This window comes from Streptomyces sp. NPDC107454, assembly GCF_055582885.1.
On the sequence record NZ_JBVJPA010000022.1, the window covers coordinates 93,703 to 109,774 of the forward strand.

The 16,072-nt window shown below is 70.1% G+C and carries 14 protein-coding genes and 2 pseudogenes; 6 read left to right on the forward strand and 10 right to left on the reverse strand.

What is annotated here, in order from left to right:
- Positions 1-168: 168 nt before the first annotated feature.
- The 3 genes from snpA to ACZ69M_RS42510 are packed head-to-tail and all read left to right on the forward strand — an operon-like array spanning position 169 to position 1,515.
- Positions 169-933: a snapalysin gene (gene snpA, locus ACZ69M_RS42500; RefSeq protein WP_470058577.1), complete on the forward strand. Its 765-nt coding sequence runs from the start codon at positions 169-171 to the stop codon at positions 931-933.
- The gene (locus ACZ69M_RS42505) at positions 900-1,253 is read left to right on the forward strand and encodes a hypothetical protein (protein WP_470058579.1); all 354 of its coding nucleotides are present in this window, start codon (positions 900-902) and stop codon (positions 1,251-1,253) included. The genes snpA and ACZ69M_RS42505 overlap by 34 nt, the downstream gene beginning before the upstream one ends.
- Before the next feature lie 7 nt (positions 1,254-1,260).
- Positions 1,261-1,515, forward strand: coding sequence for a hypothetical protein (locus ACZ69M_RS42510; RefSeq protein WP_470058581.1), 255 nt, complete (start codon positions 1,261-1,263; stop codon positions 1,513-1,515).
- 308 nt (positions 1,516-1,823) lie between these two features.
- On the opposite strand, the gene ACZ69M_RS42515 is transcribed toward ACZ69M_RS42510, so the two are convergent.
- The 3 genes from ACZ69M_RS42515 to ACZ69M_RS42525 all read right to left on the reverse strand — a co-directional run bounded on the left by ACZ69M_RS42515 (position 1,824) and on the right by ACZ69M_RS42525 (position 3,694).
- On the reverse strand, positions 1,824-2,573 hold the full coding sequence (locus ACZ69M_RS42515) for an MBL fold metallo-hydrolase (RefSeq protein ID WP_470058583.1): 750 nt from the start codon (positions 2,571-2,573) through the stop codon (positions 1,824-1,826).
- Between the two features lie 318 nt (positions 2,574-2,891).
- Complete coding sequence (locus ACZ69M_RS42520) at positions 2,892-3,236, reverse strand: hypothetical protein (RefSeq protein ID WP_470058585.1); 345 nt, start codon at positions 3,234-3,236, stop codon at positions 2,892-2,894.
- The gene (locus ACZ69M_RS42525) at positions 3,233-3,694 is read right to left on the reverse strand and encodes a cupin domain-containing protein (protein WP_470058587.1); all 462 of its coding nucleotides are present in this window, start codon (positions 3,692-3,694) and stop codon (positions 3,233-3,235) included. Before ACZ69M_RS42525 ends, ACZ69M_RS42520 begins: the two co-directional genes overlap by 4 nt.
- A 147-nt stretch (positions 3,695-3,841) precedes the next feature.
- Here ACZ69M_RS42525 and ACZ69M_RS42530 point away from each other — a divergent pair, with 147 nt between their 5' ends.
- Entirely contained in the window at positions 3,842-4,462 is a 621-nt protein-coding gene (locus ACZ69M_RS42530) for a TetR/AcrR family transcriptional regulator (protein WP_470058589.1), read from the forward strand.
- 145 nt (positions 4,463-4,607) lie between these two features.
- Here ACZ69M_RS42530 and ACZ69M_RS42535 read toward each other — a convergent pair.
- A pseudogene (locus ACZ69M_RS42535) lies at positions 4,608-4,811 on the reverse strand (IS1380 family transposase); the annotation flags it as partial.
- Between the two features lie 170 nt (positions 4,812-4,981).
- A complete protein-coding gene (locus tag ACZ69M_RS42540) occupies positions 4,982-6,016 on the reverse strand; it encodes a GNAT family N-acetyltransferase (RefSeq protein WP_470058591.1) in 1,035 nt (344 codons plus the stop codon).
- 171 nt (positions 6,017-6,187) lie between these two features.
- Here ACZ69M_RS42540 and ACZ69M_RS42545 point away from each other — a divergent pair, with 171 nt between their 5' ends.
- The gene (locus tag ACZ69M_RS42545) at positions 6,188-6,871 is read left to right on the forward strand and encodes a maleylpyruvate isomerase family mycothiol-dependent enzyme (RefSeq protein ID WP_470058593.1); all 684 of its coding nucleotides are present in this window, start codon (positions 6,188-6,190) and stop codon (positions 6,869-6,871) included.
- Between the two features lie 51 nt (positions 6,872-6,922).
- Here ACZ69M_RS42545 and ACZ69M_RS42550 read toward each other — a convergent pair.
- The 5 genes and pseudogenes from ACZ69M_RS42550 to ACZ69M_RS42570 all read right to left on the reverse strand — a co-directional run.
- A pseudogene (locus ACZ69M_RS42550) lies at positions 6,923-7,009 on the reverse strand (EamA family transporter); the annotation flags it as partial.
- Positions 7,006-7,512: a YbaK/EbsC family protein gene (locus tag ACZ69M_RS42555; protein ID WP_470058595.1), complete on the reverse strand. Its 507-nt coding sequence runs from the start codon at positions 7,510-7,512 to the stop codon at positions 7,006-7,008. The pseudogene ACZ69M_RS42550 and the gene ACZ69M_RS42555, both read right to left, overlap by 4 nt.
- A 77-nt stretch (positions 7,513-7,589) precedes the next feature.
- The gene (locus ACZ69M_RS42560) at positions 7,590-8,402 is read right to left on the reverse strand and encodes a DUF4253 domain-containing protein (protein WP_470058597.1); all 813 of its coding nucleotides are present in this window, start codon (positions 8,400-8,402) and stop codon (positions 7,590-7,592) included.
- A gap of 126 nt (positions 8,403-8,528) precedes the next feature.
- The gene (locus tag ACZ69M_RS42565) at positions 8,529-10,199 is read right to left on the reverse strand and encodes a penicillin-binding transpeptidase domain-containing protein (RefSeq protein ID WP_470058599.1); all 1,671 of its coding nucleotides are present in this window, start codon (positions 10,197-10,199) and stop codon (positions 8,529-8,531) included.
- A 97-nt stretch (positions 10,200-10,296) separates the two neighbouring features.
- Positions 10,297-11,937 (reverse strand): penicillin-binding transpeptidase domain-containing protein, encoded by a 1,641-nt coding sequence (locus tag ACZ69M_RS42570; protein ID WP_470058601.1) that lies wholly within the window; start codon positions 11,935-11,937, stop codon positions 10,297-10,299.
- Between the two features lie 525 nt (positions 11,938-12,462).
- On the opposite strand from ACZ69M_RS42570, the gene ACZ69M_RS42575 reads away from it, so the two are divergent.
- The gene (locus ACZ69M_RS42575) at positions 12,463-15,324 is read left to right on the forward strand and encodes a PKD domain-containing protein (RefSeq protein WP_470058603.1); all 2,862 of its coding nucleotides are present in this window, start codon (positions 12,463-12,465) and stop codon (positions 15,322-15,324) included.
- Positions 15,325-16,072: the final 748 nt, after the last annotated feature.

Below are 16,072 nucleotides of genomic sequence, written 5' to 3' on the forward strand. Positions count from 1 at the left end.
GTCCCGGGACCTACGAGGCGACGTAGTGGCGGGACCCTTTGCGCTCCCTGTCGAGCCGTTCTAAGAATGTCGACCCACAGGACGTCGCCGCAGTTCGGAACCGGTGTTCACGCAGAGCCGACCGCGCACCGGGTGCTCGGCGTCACCGAGTGAGTAGGAGCCCCCCACATGAAGTCGTCCCGAATGTCCGCGAGACACCTCGCTCTCGCTCTCGGCCTGGGTCTGGCCTCCAGCGCGCTGGGCGCGGCGGTGCCGGCGAGTGCCCAGACGGCCGCCACCCCGTCCGCTGACGCCGGTACCCCCGTGGCGCGGTACGACGGGTCGGCTGGGGAGGCCGCGAACAACAAGGCGTTCTTCCAGGCCGTGCTCAAGTCGGTCGCCGAGAAGCGCGCCGCCCAGCCGAACGGGCAGGCGGTGACTGTCTACTACAACGCCTCCCAGGCACCGAGCTTCCGTTCGCAGATAGCGAGCGCGGCCTCGATCTGGAACAGCTCCGAGTCCAACGTCAAGCTCCAGGAGGCGTCGAGCGGTGCCGACTTCTCCTACCAGGAGGGCAACGACGCGCGCGGGTCCTACGCCTCCACCGACGGCCACGGAAGTGGTTACGTCTTCCTCGACTACACCCAGAACCAGCAGTACGACTCGGTCCGCGTCGTCACCCACGAGACCGGGCACGTGCTGGGCCTGCCGGACGACTACAGCGGGCCGTGCAGTGAACTGATGTCGGGCGGCAGCCCCGGCCCGTCCTGCACCAGCCGCTACCCGAACAGCACCGAGCGCTCGCGTGTCGACCAGCTGTGGGCCTCCGGAGTCGCGCAGGCCCCGGGCACGGCGACCGGGCCCGCTGCACCCCCGAGCGCTGCACCGCCGGTAACGACCGTGCCGCCGAGCCACGGTCCGTGGCATCGCCTTCACGGCGCGCCCTGGAGTTGATCGCGTTCCCGAGCGGGAAGCGGCTCGCTGTCGAGGATGGCTTCAGCCACATGGTCAAGACGGCCGTCCGAGCACTCTTCCGGGCCGGCCGACAGACGCTGGTCTTCTGTCGGCTGTCGGCTGTCCTGGGAGGGCGAAGCCGCTCGCACGGCGGCGCCCTGCAGCGGCGTATCGATGCGATCATCGTTCGGGCAGCGGAAGTGGACTCGACCTGTTCCTGGGGCCTCGGTTACGACGGGGTCGGCTTCTCCCGCACGCCCGAGGCGCCCAAGGGGCCGAGCGACACCCATGTGGACGCCCTGGCGGAACCGGGAAGGTGAGGTGGCGATGACGCACTCCGCAGGCCCGCCCACGCGCGGGCGCCGCCGCCCGGACCTGCGGCACTGGCTGAGACCCCAAAGTTCACAGATGCTCGTCTTCGGCTTCTGCCTGGCCGTCGGCGGGCTCGGTGGTGGGGTGCGCTCTGCGTTGGACGGGAGGGGGATCTGGACGATCCTCGGTACCTTCGCCCTGGGGATTTTCGGCTTGTTCGTTGTTGTGAGCTACTTCGTCACCTACGAGGACAGGCGAGGCCGCCGCTGAGCCCCTGGGAACGCGTCGGACGGGCGCCGGGTTCCACGGCTCCGGTTGGGTGGTGCTGCTCGCGGGGACGGGAACGTGCTGGTCGGCCGGGGTTTGGCAGGACCACCCCGCGTCCGCCGCCCTCAGCGCGGACACGCGGGTACCACCCGATGCGCTTCTGTCCTGATCACCTGGCGGACGGCCCGCTTCACGGAAGGAACCGGCCAACTCGCCCTCAAGTTCCGCGAGTCGGCCGAGAACTCGCAGAAGGCCCGCTCCGGACCGGCTGAGCTGTCGGACGGGTTGGCTCGGTGCTGACTGTGCACGGGTCACAGCGTGAGTACCTGGCCGGTGGGCAGAATGCGCACGTCGGTGTCGGGAGCCAGATCGCCGGCAGCGTCTTTGTAGTGCTCGGGATGGTTGCGGTCGAGCTTCACGAGGATCCGGTCGCCGATCGCGCCGGGGGTGTACGCGTAGTGGATCGGGACCGCCAGCTTGGGGCGCAACAGGGCGGTGAGTTCCGCGGCCCGAGCTGCGTCCATGACCTCTTGGCGGTTGCCTTGCGGACGGGAGGAGAGCTCGTTGATCGGCATCAGGGCCAGGTCGATGTCGGGGAAACGCCGGGCGATCTCGTTGAGTTGGGGTATGCGGCGGGTGTCGGCGCCGAAGAAGACCGTCGTGCCGTCAGCCTCCAGAAGGTAAGTGACCTCAGGCACGCCGTGGCCGGCCGGCGCGGTGGTGACGCGTACCGGGCCGAGGCGGGTGGACTGCCAGGGGTCGAGCTCGGTGACGTTGCGCCACCCTTTTGCCCGGACCTTCTTCCCGGTCCCCCGGTTGACCACGATGGGCACGCTCTTGTCGGGGTAACGGGCCAACGCGCCCAGGTCGCAGTGGTCGTCATGGGCGTGACTGATGAGAATGCCGTCCAGCCGAGGCAGGTCGGCCGCGGTGGCGATGCTGCGCGGCTCGCCCTGGCGGTACAGCACCCGCTCGGAGAACCAGGGGTCGGTAAGGATCTTCGCGCCGTCGAAGTCGAGCAGGACGCAGGCGTGTACGACACGTTCGAGGGTGGTGGGCATGCGCTTGTCTCCCTTGGTGGACGCATACGGATTCGAGCAGTCGCGACCCCTTGGGTCTTTGGTCACGACGCGACGGGCGACAGGGCGGAGGGCCACCCGCACTCGATCGTCGAGTTCGAGTTCCGTCGGGTTCGAGGTCTGTCGGTGCGACTTCTGTCGTTGCGAGGTCCGTCGGTTCACCCGGTCGGCTTCCACGACAGTCCCAGCAGGATCGTCGCGATCACGATGTTCCTCCGGGCCCGGGACATGGGACCGGGCTGGGTCCCGGCACCACGATCAGCAGTGCCGGTTGCGGAACTCCTCGAGAGTGAGCCGCGCTCACGCGGTGGCGAAAGCCGTTGCGACGTGTATCGCGGTCAGCAGCGAGGCACCCGCGATCATCGTCCCCTTCCGAGTGGCGACTCCGATGACGGCGTCGCCCACCTGGGCCGCGGCGGCCGCGCACAGGATGAGCGCGCCGGCGGGACCCGACCACGCGAGCGGCGCGACGAGGGCCGCCACCCCCAGTGGCACCCCCCTGGTCGCGTACATCCAGCCGTAGAAGCGTTCGCCGGCGGTCGGCGTACCGCTCTCACTCAGCGCCGCCGGGCGTACACCTCCCACCAGCGCGAAAGCGATGCCGGCGACTGCGGCGACAGCGTTGGCCCCCAGGAGAACGTTCACGAGGCGTACTCGGTCGACGGTTCGGTGCCGTATTTCGTCCAGACCTCTGCGACGGCGTCGTGTGACAACGGCCGCCCGGACTCGACCATGGCCTTGAGGTCACGGAAGTACTGCACGTACAGGTCCGGAGTGAAGGTGTTGAGCATGACCGCCGTGTCGTCGGTCACGTTGGCGAACGTGTGCGGTGCGCCCGGCGGGACCATGACCCACGTACCGGCTCCGGCGTCGTAGTCGTCCTGCCCGACGGTGAACCGCACGCTGCCCGAAAGTATGTAGAAGCCCTCGTCGTGCTGTGCATGGCGGTGCTGCGGAGGACCAGCGGTGTGCGGGGGGATGGTGATTTCACCCATCCCCAGGCGGTGGTTGGTGTTGCTGCCGTCCTCAAGGATCCGGATCGTCGACGGGCCGTTGACGATGAGCTCGCCCTCGCCGGGACCGGTGATCGACACCTTGGCCATGAAGTCTTCTCCCTGACTGGTGGGGTTGCCAACGCCAGGACCTTATGGTCGATCCGAACATCCATGCAAGTCGACTCTTAAAAAAATAGTTCCCTCTTGTTCGGTGGCCTCGCCCGATATGCTTTCGGTCGGCACGGAAGGATGATCATGGCCGAGCGGAGTCGCCCGAACGGGCTCAGCAACCAGATGGAACGCACCAGGTCGGCGATCGTCACGGCCGCCCGCGACCTCGCCGACACCGGGGCGGAGATCACGATGCCGGCAGTCGCGGCCGAGGCACGGGTCTCCGAAGCGACCGCCTATCGCTACTTCCCCGACCTCCTCTCACTCTTGCGCGCCGCCGTGATGACGGAGGATCTGGTCGCGGTCCTGCGATCGGCGACGCGCGGCGACGACCCGGTCGAACGGATCGGTCAGGCCGCGGAGATCCTCGGCCGGGCGGTGCTGCGCAGGCAGGGTGCCGTCCGGGTGGTAGTCGCCTCGACCATCGCGAAACCCTCGATGTCCAAGGACCGTCCCGCCCACCGCTTCGGACTCATCGAGCACGCTCTTGCCCCGTGGACCGACAGGTGCGGCTCCGCGCAGCGCGCGGACGTGGAACAACTGGTCCGCGGTCTCGCCCTCGTGATCAGCGCCGAGTCGCTGTTCGCCCTGATCGACCTCTGTGGTCTGACCCCCGACGACGCGATCGCCAGCCTCGTGACCACCGCACGGCAGATGACCGCAGCGGCAGTCGCGGCCATCCCCACGAGACCCGCCACCGACTGAACCGCCGAATGCCGACCGACAGGGCCTAGCTGCACGAGAGATATTGCGCACTGCGCCACACCGCAGCCCATACGGCAAGCCGCGAGCCGAAGGGGCCCGCGAGCGGCTTCCGGGACGCCCGGCGCGACCGCCGGCGCGAGGTCCAGAGGATCTTCCCGGGATCGTGGACGGCCCGGGGCTTCCGCCAGGGCGCCGGTGCCGCGGATATCGCCTGGTCAAGGCCCGTCTTGCGGACCGTCTCCAGGAGCAGGACCGCACCGGCCCGCGCGACCACGTGTCGACCGTCTCCCCGGACACGGACACGGGCAGGGACACGGACGTGCGGGTACGACGAGACAGGCCCTCTCACCTGGAAAGCGCTCTTTCCCTTGCAGCCAACAGGACCCTCGGCAAGTCCTGTCGTTGCAGCTCAAAAGCACTTTCTGTGTTTCTGATCTGCCCGAGCCCACTGCTCGCCACCCCAGCGGACGCTCTCTTGCCGGGGCGGCCTGACCCATCGGTGAACCCCTGCCCAGCACGTCAGAAGGGCAGGCCCTGTAGGTCCACGCCGACGGTGGGCCGGGGCAGCTCGGCCAGGTCGTACGTCATGGTGGCCGGCGGGCGGAGCCGGGTGCCGACAGGCTGCCGGAAGGTGACCGGCGCAGACATCCGGCGCCATCCGGACTGCGTGTAGAGCGGGACCAGATCCGGGTGGCAGAGCAGCATCACCGTTTCGGCCCCGGCCGCCCGTGCGTGTTCGACCGCGACGCTGATCATGGTCTTGGCGATGCTCCGGTCCCGATGGGCAGGGTGCACCAGCACGCTGCCCAGCCCGGCGACACGGCGCGGTGCCCCATCGAATGCCATCTCCCGCAGCAGCCACCCCGTAGAAGCCACCAGCCGTCCGTCACAGACGGCCGTGAGCGTGTGTTCCTTGTCCGCCCGGACCAGACCGAGTCCGTCGACTCCGAAGGGGTCGGGCAGACCGTCGTGGAGTGCGGCGTTGTCCTCCCGGGCGCCGGGGCCGGGCGCATAGCGCAGTCGGAGGTCTGCGTCACCGTCATCACCGTCGTGCACCGCATGCCCCGCCGCGGCCGGGCCGGCTGTGGGGTCGAACCGGTACCGCAGACAGTGCAGGCCGCTGGACTGGACGGTTCCTGCCTCCTGAGCGCCCAGGCGGCGCAGCGCCGCGATCGAGGCCGTGTTGCCGGGCAGGACGAACGCGAAGACGACCGGGAGTGCGAGTCGACGAAACGCCAGGTCCAAGCAGGCACGGCCTGCCTCTCCTGCGATGCCGCGGCCCTGCGCCCGTGGATGCACGGCGAAGCCGAGGTCGGTCCCGTACCAGGCCCGGTTGCGCAGTCCCACCCGCCCGAGGAAGGCATGGGTTGCCGCGTCCCTGACCGCAAAGTCGCCGTAGCCGTGCCTGGCCCAATGAGCGACGTGATCGTCGCACATGGCCTCGGCCGCCGACCGGCTGTCCGCACGGCCGGTCGCCAGCCACCGCATGACGCTGTCCTCACTGACCACAGCCTCAAACAGATCGTCGCTGTCCTCGCGGCGGATCGGCTCCATCACCAGCCTCCGCGTGCGCAGAACAGGTCCACGTGACCGAGCCACTCGGCGACTCCCCTCAGCCAACGACGGGAGGAGAGTACCCGGCGACCTTCGGAGCAATCGGGTCGGCAACCGGTGCGGGTTTGAGATCAACTGCTGCGCCGGTTTGGGTTGGGTAGCTTGATCGGCATGGAGCAGGGGCGGGTGGTTGCAGCGTTTCGTCTTGAGGCGGGGCAGCTCGCGCGGGCGATGACGGGGGTCTCGGGGGCCGAGTGGCGTCTGCCGACGCGGTGCGCGCCGTGGACGGTGAGCGAGTTGCTGGCGCATGTCCGGGTGGTGATCGCCTGGCTGCCGGGCATGCTGGCCGCGCCGGCGCCGAACCGTGCCGAGGTCTCGGCAGTGGAGTACTACCGGCCCGACGACCGTTTCGCTCCGGACACCAACGCGGCTCGGATCGCCCTGGCCCAGGATCATGCGGCCGAGCAGCTCAACGGTGCCGTGCTTGCCGAGGACTTCAACGCCACGTGGCGACAGGTGGACCGACTGTGCCGGGCCGAGCCCGAAGGGCGTGTGGTGCGCACCCGGCACGGCGATCCGATGCTCCTGTCGGAGTTCCTGCTGACGCGCGTGGTTGAGGTCGCCGTGCACGGCCTGGACCTGGCCGACGCCCTGGGACGCGAGCCGTGGCTGACCTCCCAGGCAGCAGATTTGGTGCAGGATCTTCTGCTCGGACCGGATGGGGCAACGGCACTGGAGAAGCTGAGCTGGGGTCAGCTTCGCTTCCTGCGCAAGGCGACGGGGCGCGAGCCGATCACCAAGGAGGAAGCATCGGACGTCAGCCGCCTGGACATCCGATGGCTCACGCTGGGTTGAGAACGTCGGCAACTGACGTCAGCGAGCAGGACGGGGACGAGCCGGGAGCGCCTTGTCGGTGATGCGGTGCGCGATCGCGTTCCAACTGGCGTGGGTCACCGCGGCGAGCAGCACCGCCGTGGTGACCAGCGGGGTCACGGGTGCTGCTCGCGCACGTCCACCAGCGTGCCGCCCGCATGCGCGACCAGCGTCTTGGGGTCCATGGGGAACACGGTGTACGGGGTGCCGGCCGCGGCCCACACCACGTCGTGGTCGAGCAGCGAACGGTCCGCGAGCACCCGCGTCCTCGTAAGGTGGCCGAAGGGCGGCACCCCGCCGATCGCGTACCCGGTCGTCTCCCGTACGAGCTCGACCCTGGCCCGCGTCACCTTCCCGGCCCCGAGCTCCCGCCGCACGAGATCCACGTCCACGCGCGACGCCCCGTCCATCAGCACCAGCACCGGCACGCCGTCCGCGGCGAAGATCAGCGACTTGCAGATCTGGTCCAGCTCGCAGCCGATCGCGGCGGCGGCCTCCTCGGCGGTACGGGTCGCGTCCGGGAAGCGGCGGATGCGCGGCAGCAGATCAGCGAGGCCCAGCTCCGCCAGTGCCTCGGCGAAACGGGGGTGGGCTCCGGACTCTTCGGCGGTGTCGGTCGTCATGGGCGGCACGCTATCGGTCGGTGTAGGAGGCACGCGAGCGAGTTCCGGCGCGCCGGGTGCCGGGTCTCGTACCGGTCCTAGTCCCACCAGAAGCGCCACAGCGGGGCATCGACCAGGGACGCGGCGTAACGGGGGAAGGGGGTCGGGGGGTCGTTGACGATGTTGTCGGCGGTGGTCAGGAGGTGTTCGAGCGCGATGTGGGCGGCCTGCTGTTCGTCGCGCGGCGGGCTCGCGACGGAGACGTACAGCGTCGCTCCGACGACGGTGAGGACACGGGCGCCGAAGCGGTCCTCCCAACTGCGCAGGAGAGCGCAGAGCAGGGGCAGTGGTGCCTGTGCACGCCAGCCGAGGACGGCGGGGATGTCGGCGCTGCGCGCGGCGGCGACGAGGCCGAGACGGGCGTCCGTCGCGTTGTACGGGTCGTCGGCCATGAGGTGGGCGAAGGCCGAGCGGGCGGCCTCGTCAGGGTCGACGCCGCAGGAGGCGAGGGTGGCGGGGGCCAGCCCGGGCCAGTGGTCGAAGGGCGCGCCGGGGTCGTCCTCCCACGGCTCCACGAACGGCGCGATGTCCTCGGGCAGTTCGAGCGGCTCGGACGGGGCGGAGAGCCGGGCGAGTTGGTCACGCCGGTACGCGCGCCAGCTCTGCTCCAGCTCGGCTTCGAGGTCGACGGCGGCTGTCTCGGCGAGGTCGAGCGAGCGGGGCCGGTCGTCGTCCCCGTAACAGAGGATGGGCAGCAGACCGGTCTCGCCCTGCTGCCGCTGGCAACGTGTCCACCAGGCCAGGGGGTCCGACGGAGGTGTGTCGGAGCGCCACATGACGGGGGAGCCGTCGGGGACGGCACGGCCTGCGGGCAGTCCCGCGGGCAGCCCTGCGGGAAGGGAGAACGTCATGCGCGGAGCGTAGAGGACCCCACTGACATGGCTCCCGAGTCGTTCCCGAGCCGGTCTCGAGTCACTCCCGAGTCGCTTCCGGGCCGACCCGCGCCCCGCCCGGACAGGTCCTGGTCCCCCGCCTGGCTAGCTTCCCGCCTTCAGGAGTGCCGCCACGATCGGGCCCGCCGTGTCGCCGCCGTGGCCGCCCTGCTGGACGACGCCCGCCGCGGCGAGGTCGCCCTTCCACGCGGTGAACCAGCCGTTGGGCTTCTTCTGGCCGTCGACCTCCGCGGAGCCGGTCTTCGCGCCGTAGTCGGGGCCGAGGCCGGACATCGCCTCGGCGGCGGTGCCGGACGACGCCGTGTACTGCATGAGTTCGCGGAGCTGGGCGAGGGTGGTGGCGGAGAGGGTGCGGGAGGCCGTCGCCAGCTTGCGGTGGTCGACCGTCGGAGACACCAGGTACGGCTGGTGGAAGGCGCCCGTCTTGACCGTGGAGGCGACCGAGGCCATGTTCAGCGGGTTCATGCGGACCCCGCCCTGACCGATCAGCGAGGCCGCCATCTGGGCCGCCGACTGGACCGGGACCGAGCCGTCGAAGGACGGGACGCCGATGGCCCAGTTGTTCATGGACAGGCCGAAGTACTGCTGCGCCTGGTTCGTCAGGTCGGAGTTCGACAGCTTCTTGGCCTGGCTGATGAAAGCGGTGTTGCAGGAGCGCGCGAAGCTCGCCTTGAACGTGCCGCCCTTGATCTCGAACTTGTCGTCGTTCTGGAACTTCCAGCCGCCGTACGTCACGTACTTCGGGCACGGATGCTGCTTGTCGGCCGAGGCGAGCCCCTTGTCGATGAGCAGCGACGACGTGATGACCTTCATGGTGGAGCCGGGGGCCAGCGAGCCCTGGAAGGCCGTGTTGAAGCCGTGGCTGGTGTTGGCGACCGCGAGGATCTCGCCCGTCGAGGGGCGCATCAGGACCACGGACGCCCGGTCCTTCTTGGCGACCTGCTGCTCGGCGTCGGCCTGGAGGGTCGGGCTGAGCGTGGTCTTCACGGTCCCCGGGGTGCCCTCGCTGAGGGTCACCAGGGTCTTGTCGGGGGTCTTCTGGGTGCCCTTGGTGGCGGCCTTGCGGACCACGCGCAGTTCGATGCCCGCCTTGCCGCCGGCGATCTTTCCGTACTTCTCGCGCAGCCCGTCCAACACCGTGCCCAGCGAGGGGTACTTGGCCGTGGTGATCTCGCCGCCGTCGCGGTCGAGAGCGGTGACCGGGGGAGTGCCCGCAGGACCGGTGACCAGACGGTCGCCGTCCTGGAGGTCGGGGTGCACGACCGACGCCTTCCAGCCGACCAGCGCCACACCGTCCTTGGCGCGCCGCACGACGGTCAGCTTCGAGTCGTACGCCAGGGGCTTGCTCTTGCCCTTGTACGTGACGGTGGCCTTGACGGAGAAGGGGACGGAGGACCCGGACGCCGTGCCCGGAGTCAGCTTGACGCCGGTGATGTGGGCGTCCTTGCCGTAGCCGGTCAGCAAGGTCGTCGCGGCCGCCGAGTCGTCGGTGGCCGCGGCCGCCTTCGCGACGTCACCGCTCTGCCAGGCGGTCAGGAACCGCGTGGACAGCGCCGTGACCTCGGCCGCCGACGGCGGACCGGTCTTCACGGCCTTGTGGGCGGCGGTCTCCGACGTACGGTCCTCGGCCGACGCCCCGCCGCCGTACAGGCTGTAGGCGCCGAACGCCCCGCCGCCGACGACCACCGCGATCAGCCCGCCGACCACGGCGGGCTTCGTCTTTCGTCGCTCGGCGACGCGCCTTCTGTTCCCCACAGCTTTCGATCCTCCGCCTGTTCCCCAAGTCCCCCGGCACCCTCATGCTCCTCAACGAGAACCCCTACCCTAGGGTCCCGCCCTGTCAAGGGTGACTTCAGCCGCCCGTTCGTAGCACAGCTGCGACGATCGGACCGGCCGCGTCCACCCCGTGACCGCCTCCCTGGGTCATCGCGGCGGCCGCGATGTCGTTCCGATAGCCGGTGAACCAGCTGTTCGACTTGGACTGGGCGTCGACCTCGGCCGAGCCGGTCTTGGCGCCGATGTCGCCGCGGATCCCCGCCATCACCTGGGCGGCGGTGCCGCTGGTCGCGGTGAGGTTCATCATCGCGCGCAGCTGCGCCGACGTACTGCTGGGCAGGCCCTTCGCCGTCGCCAGTTCCCGGTCGTCGAGCTTGGGCGAGACGATGACCGGCTGCCGGAAGGTGCCTGTCATCGCCGTCGCCGTGACCGACGCCATGTTCAGCGGGCTCATCTGGACCTGGCCCTGGCCGATCGCGTTCGCGGCGCGGTCCGGGCCGCCGGAGGCGGGGACGCTGCCGTCGAAGGAGGGGATGCCGGTCTTCCAGTTGTTCTGGCCGAGGCCGAAGCGGGTCTGTGCCTCGGTCGTCAGGGACTCGTCCGTGAGCGGCTTCTCGTCGATCAGTTTCACGAAGGCCGTGTTGCAGGACCGCATGAAGCTGTTGGCGAGGCTCGCCTTCTCGTTCGGCGCGAGGTTGGTGAGGTTGTGGAAGGTCTGGCTCTGCCAGGTCGCGGTCTCCGGGCAGGGCGCCGGGCCGTTCATGGTGGTCACGCCGTTGTCGATGAGCATCGCCGCGGTGATGATCTTCATCGTGGAGCCGGGGGCCAGGGTGCCCTGGAAGGCCGCGTTGAAGCCGTCCGCACGGTGGTTGGCGACCGCCAGCACCTCACCGCTGCTCGGCTGCACGGCCACCACGGAGGACTCGGCGTACCGGGCGACCGCCTTCTCCGCCGCGGCCTGCACGCTCGCGCTGAGGGTGGTGCGCAGCTTGCCGGCCTTGCCCTTGGCGAGGGTCACCAGGGCGGTGTCCCCCGCGCCCTCGGTCGCGTGATGGATCGCCAGCTCGACTCCGGCCGTACCGCCCGCCGTGTCGCCGTACTTCTCGCGCAGCGCGTCCAGGATCGGTCCCAGCGAGGGGTACTTCTCCTTCGTCAGGACAACGTTGTTCCGGTCCACGGCCTCGATGGGCGGGCTCGCCGAATCGCCCGTGACCAGCGTGTCCCCCTCCCGCAGCTCGGGATGCACGACGGACGGCTTCCAGTCGACCAGCGCCTTCCCGGTGGTCTCGCCGCGTACGACGGTCAGCCGGGAGTCGTACGCGAAGGGCTTGGACTTCCCTTCGAACGACACCGTCGCCTTGACGGAGAACGGCACGGTGACTCCCGTCGCCGCCCCCGGGATGATCTTCACACCGGTGAGGTGTGCGTCGTCGCGGTATCCGGCCAGCAACTCCTGCGCCTTCTGGGCGAAGTTGGTGTACGCGGCGGCCTTGGCGGCGTCCCCCCGCTCCCAGGCGGCGAAGAACTTCGTCGAGGTCTCCTTGACCTCCGCGCTGCTCGGCGGCCCCGTCTTCACGGCCGCGGGTCCGCCGCTCCCCGAGCCCCCGCCCTCGCTCCCGCTGAGCGCCGACATCACATTGAAGGCGCCGTACCCGGCACCCCCCACCATCACGGCGAACACACTGCCGATGACGGCGGCCTTTGCCCCCTTGCGCATCGCGCGAAACCCTCCCCGTGGACCCCTCCCCCGAACTTCTGAACGCGTTCAGAAAAGCCGGTCTGCAGGGCACTGTATGCGGGAGGAGTGGCGAGTGGGGTGGAGGTTCTCCGAATCGTTAGACCAGACATCCAGTCGCATCCGTGAACGCTGGTCAACGATCAGGACGGACCGGTGCGATCTGCTCGTGGCCGGAGAGCCGGGCCACGGAGACCGGCCCGCTGTGGCCGGGATGAACGGCTCGCCCCAACACGCCCTGGACGGACCGGTCTTGGGCAAGGCAAGGGTGGATCATGGCCGTTTCTTGAGACGGGGACTGACACGATGACGGCTGCGTGTCCGTGCTCGAGTGGCGACCTGCGACGGCCAACTGGCGGACCTCCAGGGACCGTTCACCCTCAACCGGCATTCTCGTCGCGCGCTCGGTCGGTCGACGTCGGTCGACGACCCGGCACTGAACCTCAGCACCCCAGCACGCCGCCCAGGGGCTCACCGCCCCCACCGCGAACGCTTCGTGGAGACCTCATGCATAGACCTCGCCCCGCTGTCGGGGTGTCCGTGGCCGTGCTCATCGTGGTGGGGGTGATGAGCGGCGGGGGTGCCGGTAGGGCGACGGCGGACGCGGGTTCGGCCGGGACGTTGTACGTGAACCACGACGTGGCGTGCAGCGACACGGGCGCGGGCACACAGAGCGCGCCCTTCTGCACGGTGCAGGCGGCGGCGGACGTGGTGGAACCGGGGCAGACGGTCCGGATCGAGTCGGTGGACGATCAGACGTACTCGGAGTCGGTGACCTTGACCAGGTCGGGCACCAAGGACGCCCCGATCACGTTCACCGGGGCGCCCGTCAAAGCGGGCGGTTCGTGGGCGGAGCTCGCGTCCACCGGCTCCGCGCCGGCGCTGACGCTCAAAGCGGTGCACGACGTACGGGTCGAATACCTGGGGGTCTGGTACCGCGGCGGGGACGGGGTGGCGGTGACGGGCTCCGAAGGCGTCGGCCTCGACCGGCTGTCGTTCCCCCGCCCCGCAGTGCGAGCCCCCAGCGCGGGCACCGCGGTCACCGTGGACGGCGCGTCCTCGGACGTGACCGTGTCGCGGAACTGGATCGGCGACGGATACGCCTACGGCGTGCGGGTGGAGCCGGGAGCGGCGCGGGTCACCGCGACGACCAACGTGGTGACCACCCCGGGGCTGGGCGGCATCGTGGTGAAGGGGACGACCGGCGCGAACGTGACGAGCAATACGGTCATTGCGCCCTGCGCCACCGGAATCTCGCTGGACGGCGGGAGCTCCGGGGCGGTGGAGAACAACGTGGTCGCCTCCACGACGGCGAGGCAGAGCGACACGTGCCCGGCACCCACCGCTCCGCTCTACACGGTCTCGGCCGACTCGGCGACCCAGGTCACCGGCGACTACAACGTGGCGGCGAACGGTGCACCCGGTGGCACCCGGCCGCGCCCCGAGTACTCCTGGGCCGGCAGCCCCTACTCCACCACCGCGGCGCTGCGGGACGCGACCGGGCAGGGTGCGCACGACATCGACGGACTCAACATGCTGTCCCTGACGGCACCGAACGAACACTCCGCCCTCATCGACTCGGCCGACGCCGACGCGCCCGGCGAACTCACCACCGACATCAAAGGCGCCTCGCGCGTCGACGACCCGCTCGTCGCCGACACCGGCACCAGCGCGAGCACCCGCCCCGACCGGGGCGCCATCGAGCGGCAGGACACCATCTCGCTCCGGGGCGGCGACACGCCCTCGCCGACGAGCGGGCTCGCACCGTTCGTCACCTCGCTGAGGACCGATGGCGCCACCAGTTCGTGGGGCGAGGCATTCACGTACTCGGTCGACTTCGGCGACGGCGGCGTCCCGGTCACCGGCGCCGCGGGCGCCCCGGTCACCCACACCTACACCACGCCGGGCAGGTACACCCCGAGCATCACGGTGACTGATACCGACGGGTCGAGCCGGACAGGGCGGTACGTCCCGCTCGTAGCGGCTACGGCCACACCGCCCGCCGCGTCGCTGTCCGGCGTTGCGGACACCACGAGCGACGGGGAGGTCAACGCGGGGTACGCGCGGTTCACTGTTCCGCAACCGGCGGACGTGTGGGAGGTCGCGTACCGGTCCCTGACGTTCGGCGACGGCAGCGAGCAGAACCTGGCCAACGGCGCGCAGGAGGTGCCGCACCAGTACCCCGCCCCCGGCACGTACACCGCCACGCTGACGCAGACGGACGCGCTCGGCCGGGTCGCCACCGCCAGAACGACCTTCCACGCCGCGGACGCCTTCGTCCCCATGGCCCCGCAGTTCGACACGGAGAAGACCATCGCGGCCCACGGGGTCCTGAAGCTCTCGGCGGCCACCGTGCAGGCCGACTCCGACGGCGTGGACGCGGCCCAACTGCAGATCGTCGCCAGGGCGGCCAGGGCGGGCGGCTCCCTGACGCTCTACACCGACGGCACCACCCGGCCGGGCACCTCCAGCATCAACTTCGAGCCCGGCCGGACGGCCACCAACGAGGCGACCGTCAAGGTCACTCCGACCGGTTCGGTCGACGTCTACAACGGCAGTTCCGGCCCGGTGACCGTCGAGGTCGCCACGGTCGGCCTCCAATCGCACGCCCAGTTCGCCCGGACCTACCACCCGGCCACGCCGGTCCGCCTCCTCGACACCCGAAGTGGCACCGGCCCGGTCGCCGGCGGCCGCGCGGTGACACTGACAGTCGCCGGCACCCACGGCGTCCCGACCGGGGCGAACGCGGTGGTGCTCAACGTCGCGGCGACCACCACCAAGGCCTCCGGCAGCCTCACCGTCTCCACCCACGGCACCTCCGGCTCCAGCGTGACGGGCCCGTACTGGACGACCGGGCAGACTGCCTCCGACCAGATCGTGCTCCCGCTGGTGGACGGCAAGGTCGTCCTGCGCAACACCAGCAGGGCGTCGGCGAACCTCGCAGCGGACCTCGTCGGCTGGTACGGCCCGACCGCGAGCGGTGCGGAGTTCCAGCCGGTCGGCCCGGCACGGATCCTGAACACCCGCACCGGCACCGGAAGCGGCAAAACCGCCAAGCTCGGTGCCCACGCCACGCTGAAGCTCAAGGTCACTGGTGCGCACGGGGTCCCTGCGAGCGGGGTGAGCGCCGTGGACCTCAACCTCACCGTGCCCTCGCCGTCCGGCACCGGCTACCTCATCGCCTACGCCGACGGGACCGCCCGCCCCGGCGTGCACTCGGTCGACTTCACCGCCGGACACACCGTGGCCAGCCGCGCGCTGGTCAAGGTCGGCACCGACGGCGAGATCGACCTGTACAACGCGGGCTCCACCGCTGTCGACGTCTATGCCGACCTCCTCGGCGACTACACCGTCCACCCGGCGGGCTGACCGCCCGACGACCACCAACGGCAACGACGACGGCGCGGCATCCGCCGCGCGTGATCCGGCCCAGTAGAGCCCCGGCCAGGGCGTCAGCCTCTGGCCGGGGCCGTCTCGGGCGGCTTGGGCGGCTTGGGCCGTCTCCGGGTCGTGATCTTGAGGGGGTGACGCCGGACAGAGGCTTTCGACCGCCTTCCGGGAAATCCCTCGTTGCTCGGCATGAGGTGCGTGTAGGCCCGGAGAGTGAAGCCCGGGTCGGCTTGACCGAGGCGGGAACTCAGGGCCGGGATTCCCTCGCCGGCGTCCAGCGGTATGGACGCGTAGAAGTGCCTGAGCACGTGCGCATTCGGTCCTCGGGGGCTGACACGTCGCGCTCGCCCGTTTCCCGTGCCAGGATGGTATCTGCGGATTCCAGAGCGGGCTTCCGGTGGTGATCGTCGAAGTTCGAACTCTCCTGGACCTCTGCCCCTTGTTCTGGTGCACCCGCCTTTCGGCGTGATGCCGTCGGCTGGTCTGCACGGGCGCACCCGCAAATGGCCTCAAGGGCGGATAGTGAGGCTCTCGTGTTTATTGATCGAAATCGAATCGCGCGCGTAGTAGGGGTTTCCTGTGCCGCTGTGCTGCTCGCTGGAACAGCCGGCTCGGCCAGCGCCGAGGCTGTGACCACAACCCGGAACGGGGCAGCGGTGCATTCGGTCGGCAACCCGCGCCCACCGCTCCCTTCACATACACAAAATACGCCGGATGGAGGGAGGGG

Excerpts from the sequence above, each read along its gene's own strand:
- ACZ69M_RS42545 (WP_470058593.1), top strand. The coding sequence starts at position 6,188 with ATGGAGCAGGGGCGGGTGGTTGCAGCGTTTCGTCTTGAGGCGGGGCAG.
- ACZ69M_RS42540 (WP_470058591.1), bottom strand. The coding sequence starts at position 6,016 with ATGGAGCCGATCCGCCGCGAGGACAGCGACGATCTGTTTGAGGCTGTG.
- ACZ69M_RS42570 (WP_470058601.1), bottom strand. The coding sequence starts at position 11,937 with ATGCGCAAGGGGGCAAAGGCCGCCGTCATCGGCAGTGTGTTCGCCGTG.
- ACZ69M_RS42575 (WP_470058603.1), top strand. The coding sequence starts at position 12,463 with ATGCATAGACCTCGCCCCGCTGTCGGGGTGTCCGTGGCCGTGCTCATC.
- snpA (WP_470058577.1), top strand. The coding sequence starts at position 169 with ATGAAGTCGTCCCGAATGTCCGCGAGACACCTCGCTCTCGCTCTCGGC.
- ACZ69M_RS42560 (WP_470058597.1), bottom strand. The coding sequence starts at position 8,402 with ATGACGTTCTCCCTTCCCGCAGGGCTGCCCGCGGGACTGCCCGCAGGC.
- ACZ69M_RS42530 (WP_470058589.1), top strand. The coding sequence starts at position 3,842 with ATGGCCGAGCGGAGTCGCCCGAACGGGCTCAGCAACCAGATGGAACGC.
- ACZ69M_RS42525 (WP_470058587.1), bottom strand. The coding sequence starts at position 3,694 with ATGGCCAAGGTGTCGATCACCGGTCCCGGCGAGGGCGAGCTCATCGTC.
- ACZ69M_RS42510 (WP_470058581.1), top strand. The coding sequence starts at position 1,261 with ATGACGCACTCCGCAGGCCCGCCCACGCGCGGGCGCCGCCGCCCGGAC.
- ACZ69M_RS42515 (WP_470058583.1), bottom strand. The coding sequence starts at position 2,573 with ATGCCCACCACCCTCGAACGTGTCGTACACGCCTGCGTCCTGCTCGAC.
- ACZ69M_RS42555 (WP_470058595.1), bottom strand. The coding sequence starts at position 7,512 with ATGACGACCGACACCGCCGAAGAGTCCGGAGCCCACCCCCGTTTCGCC.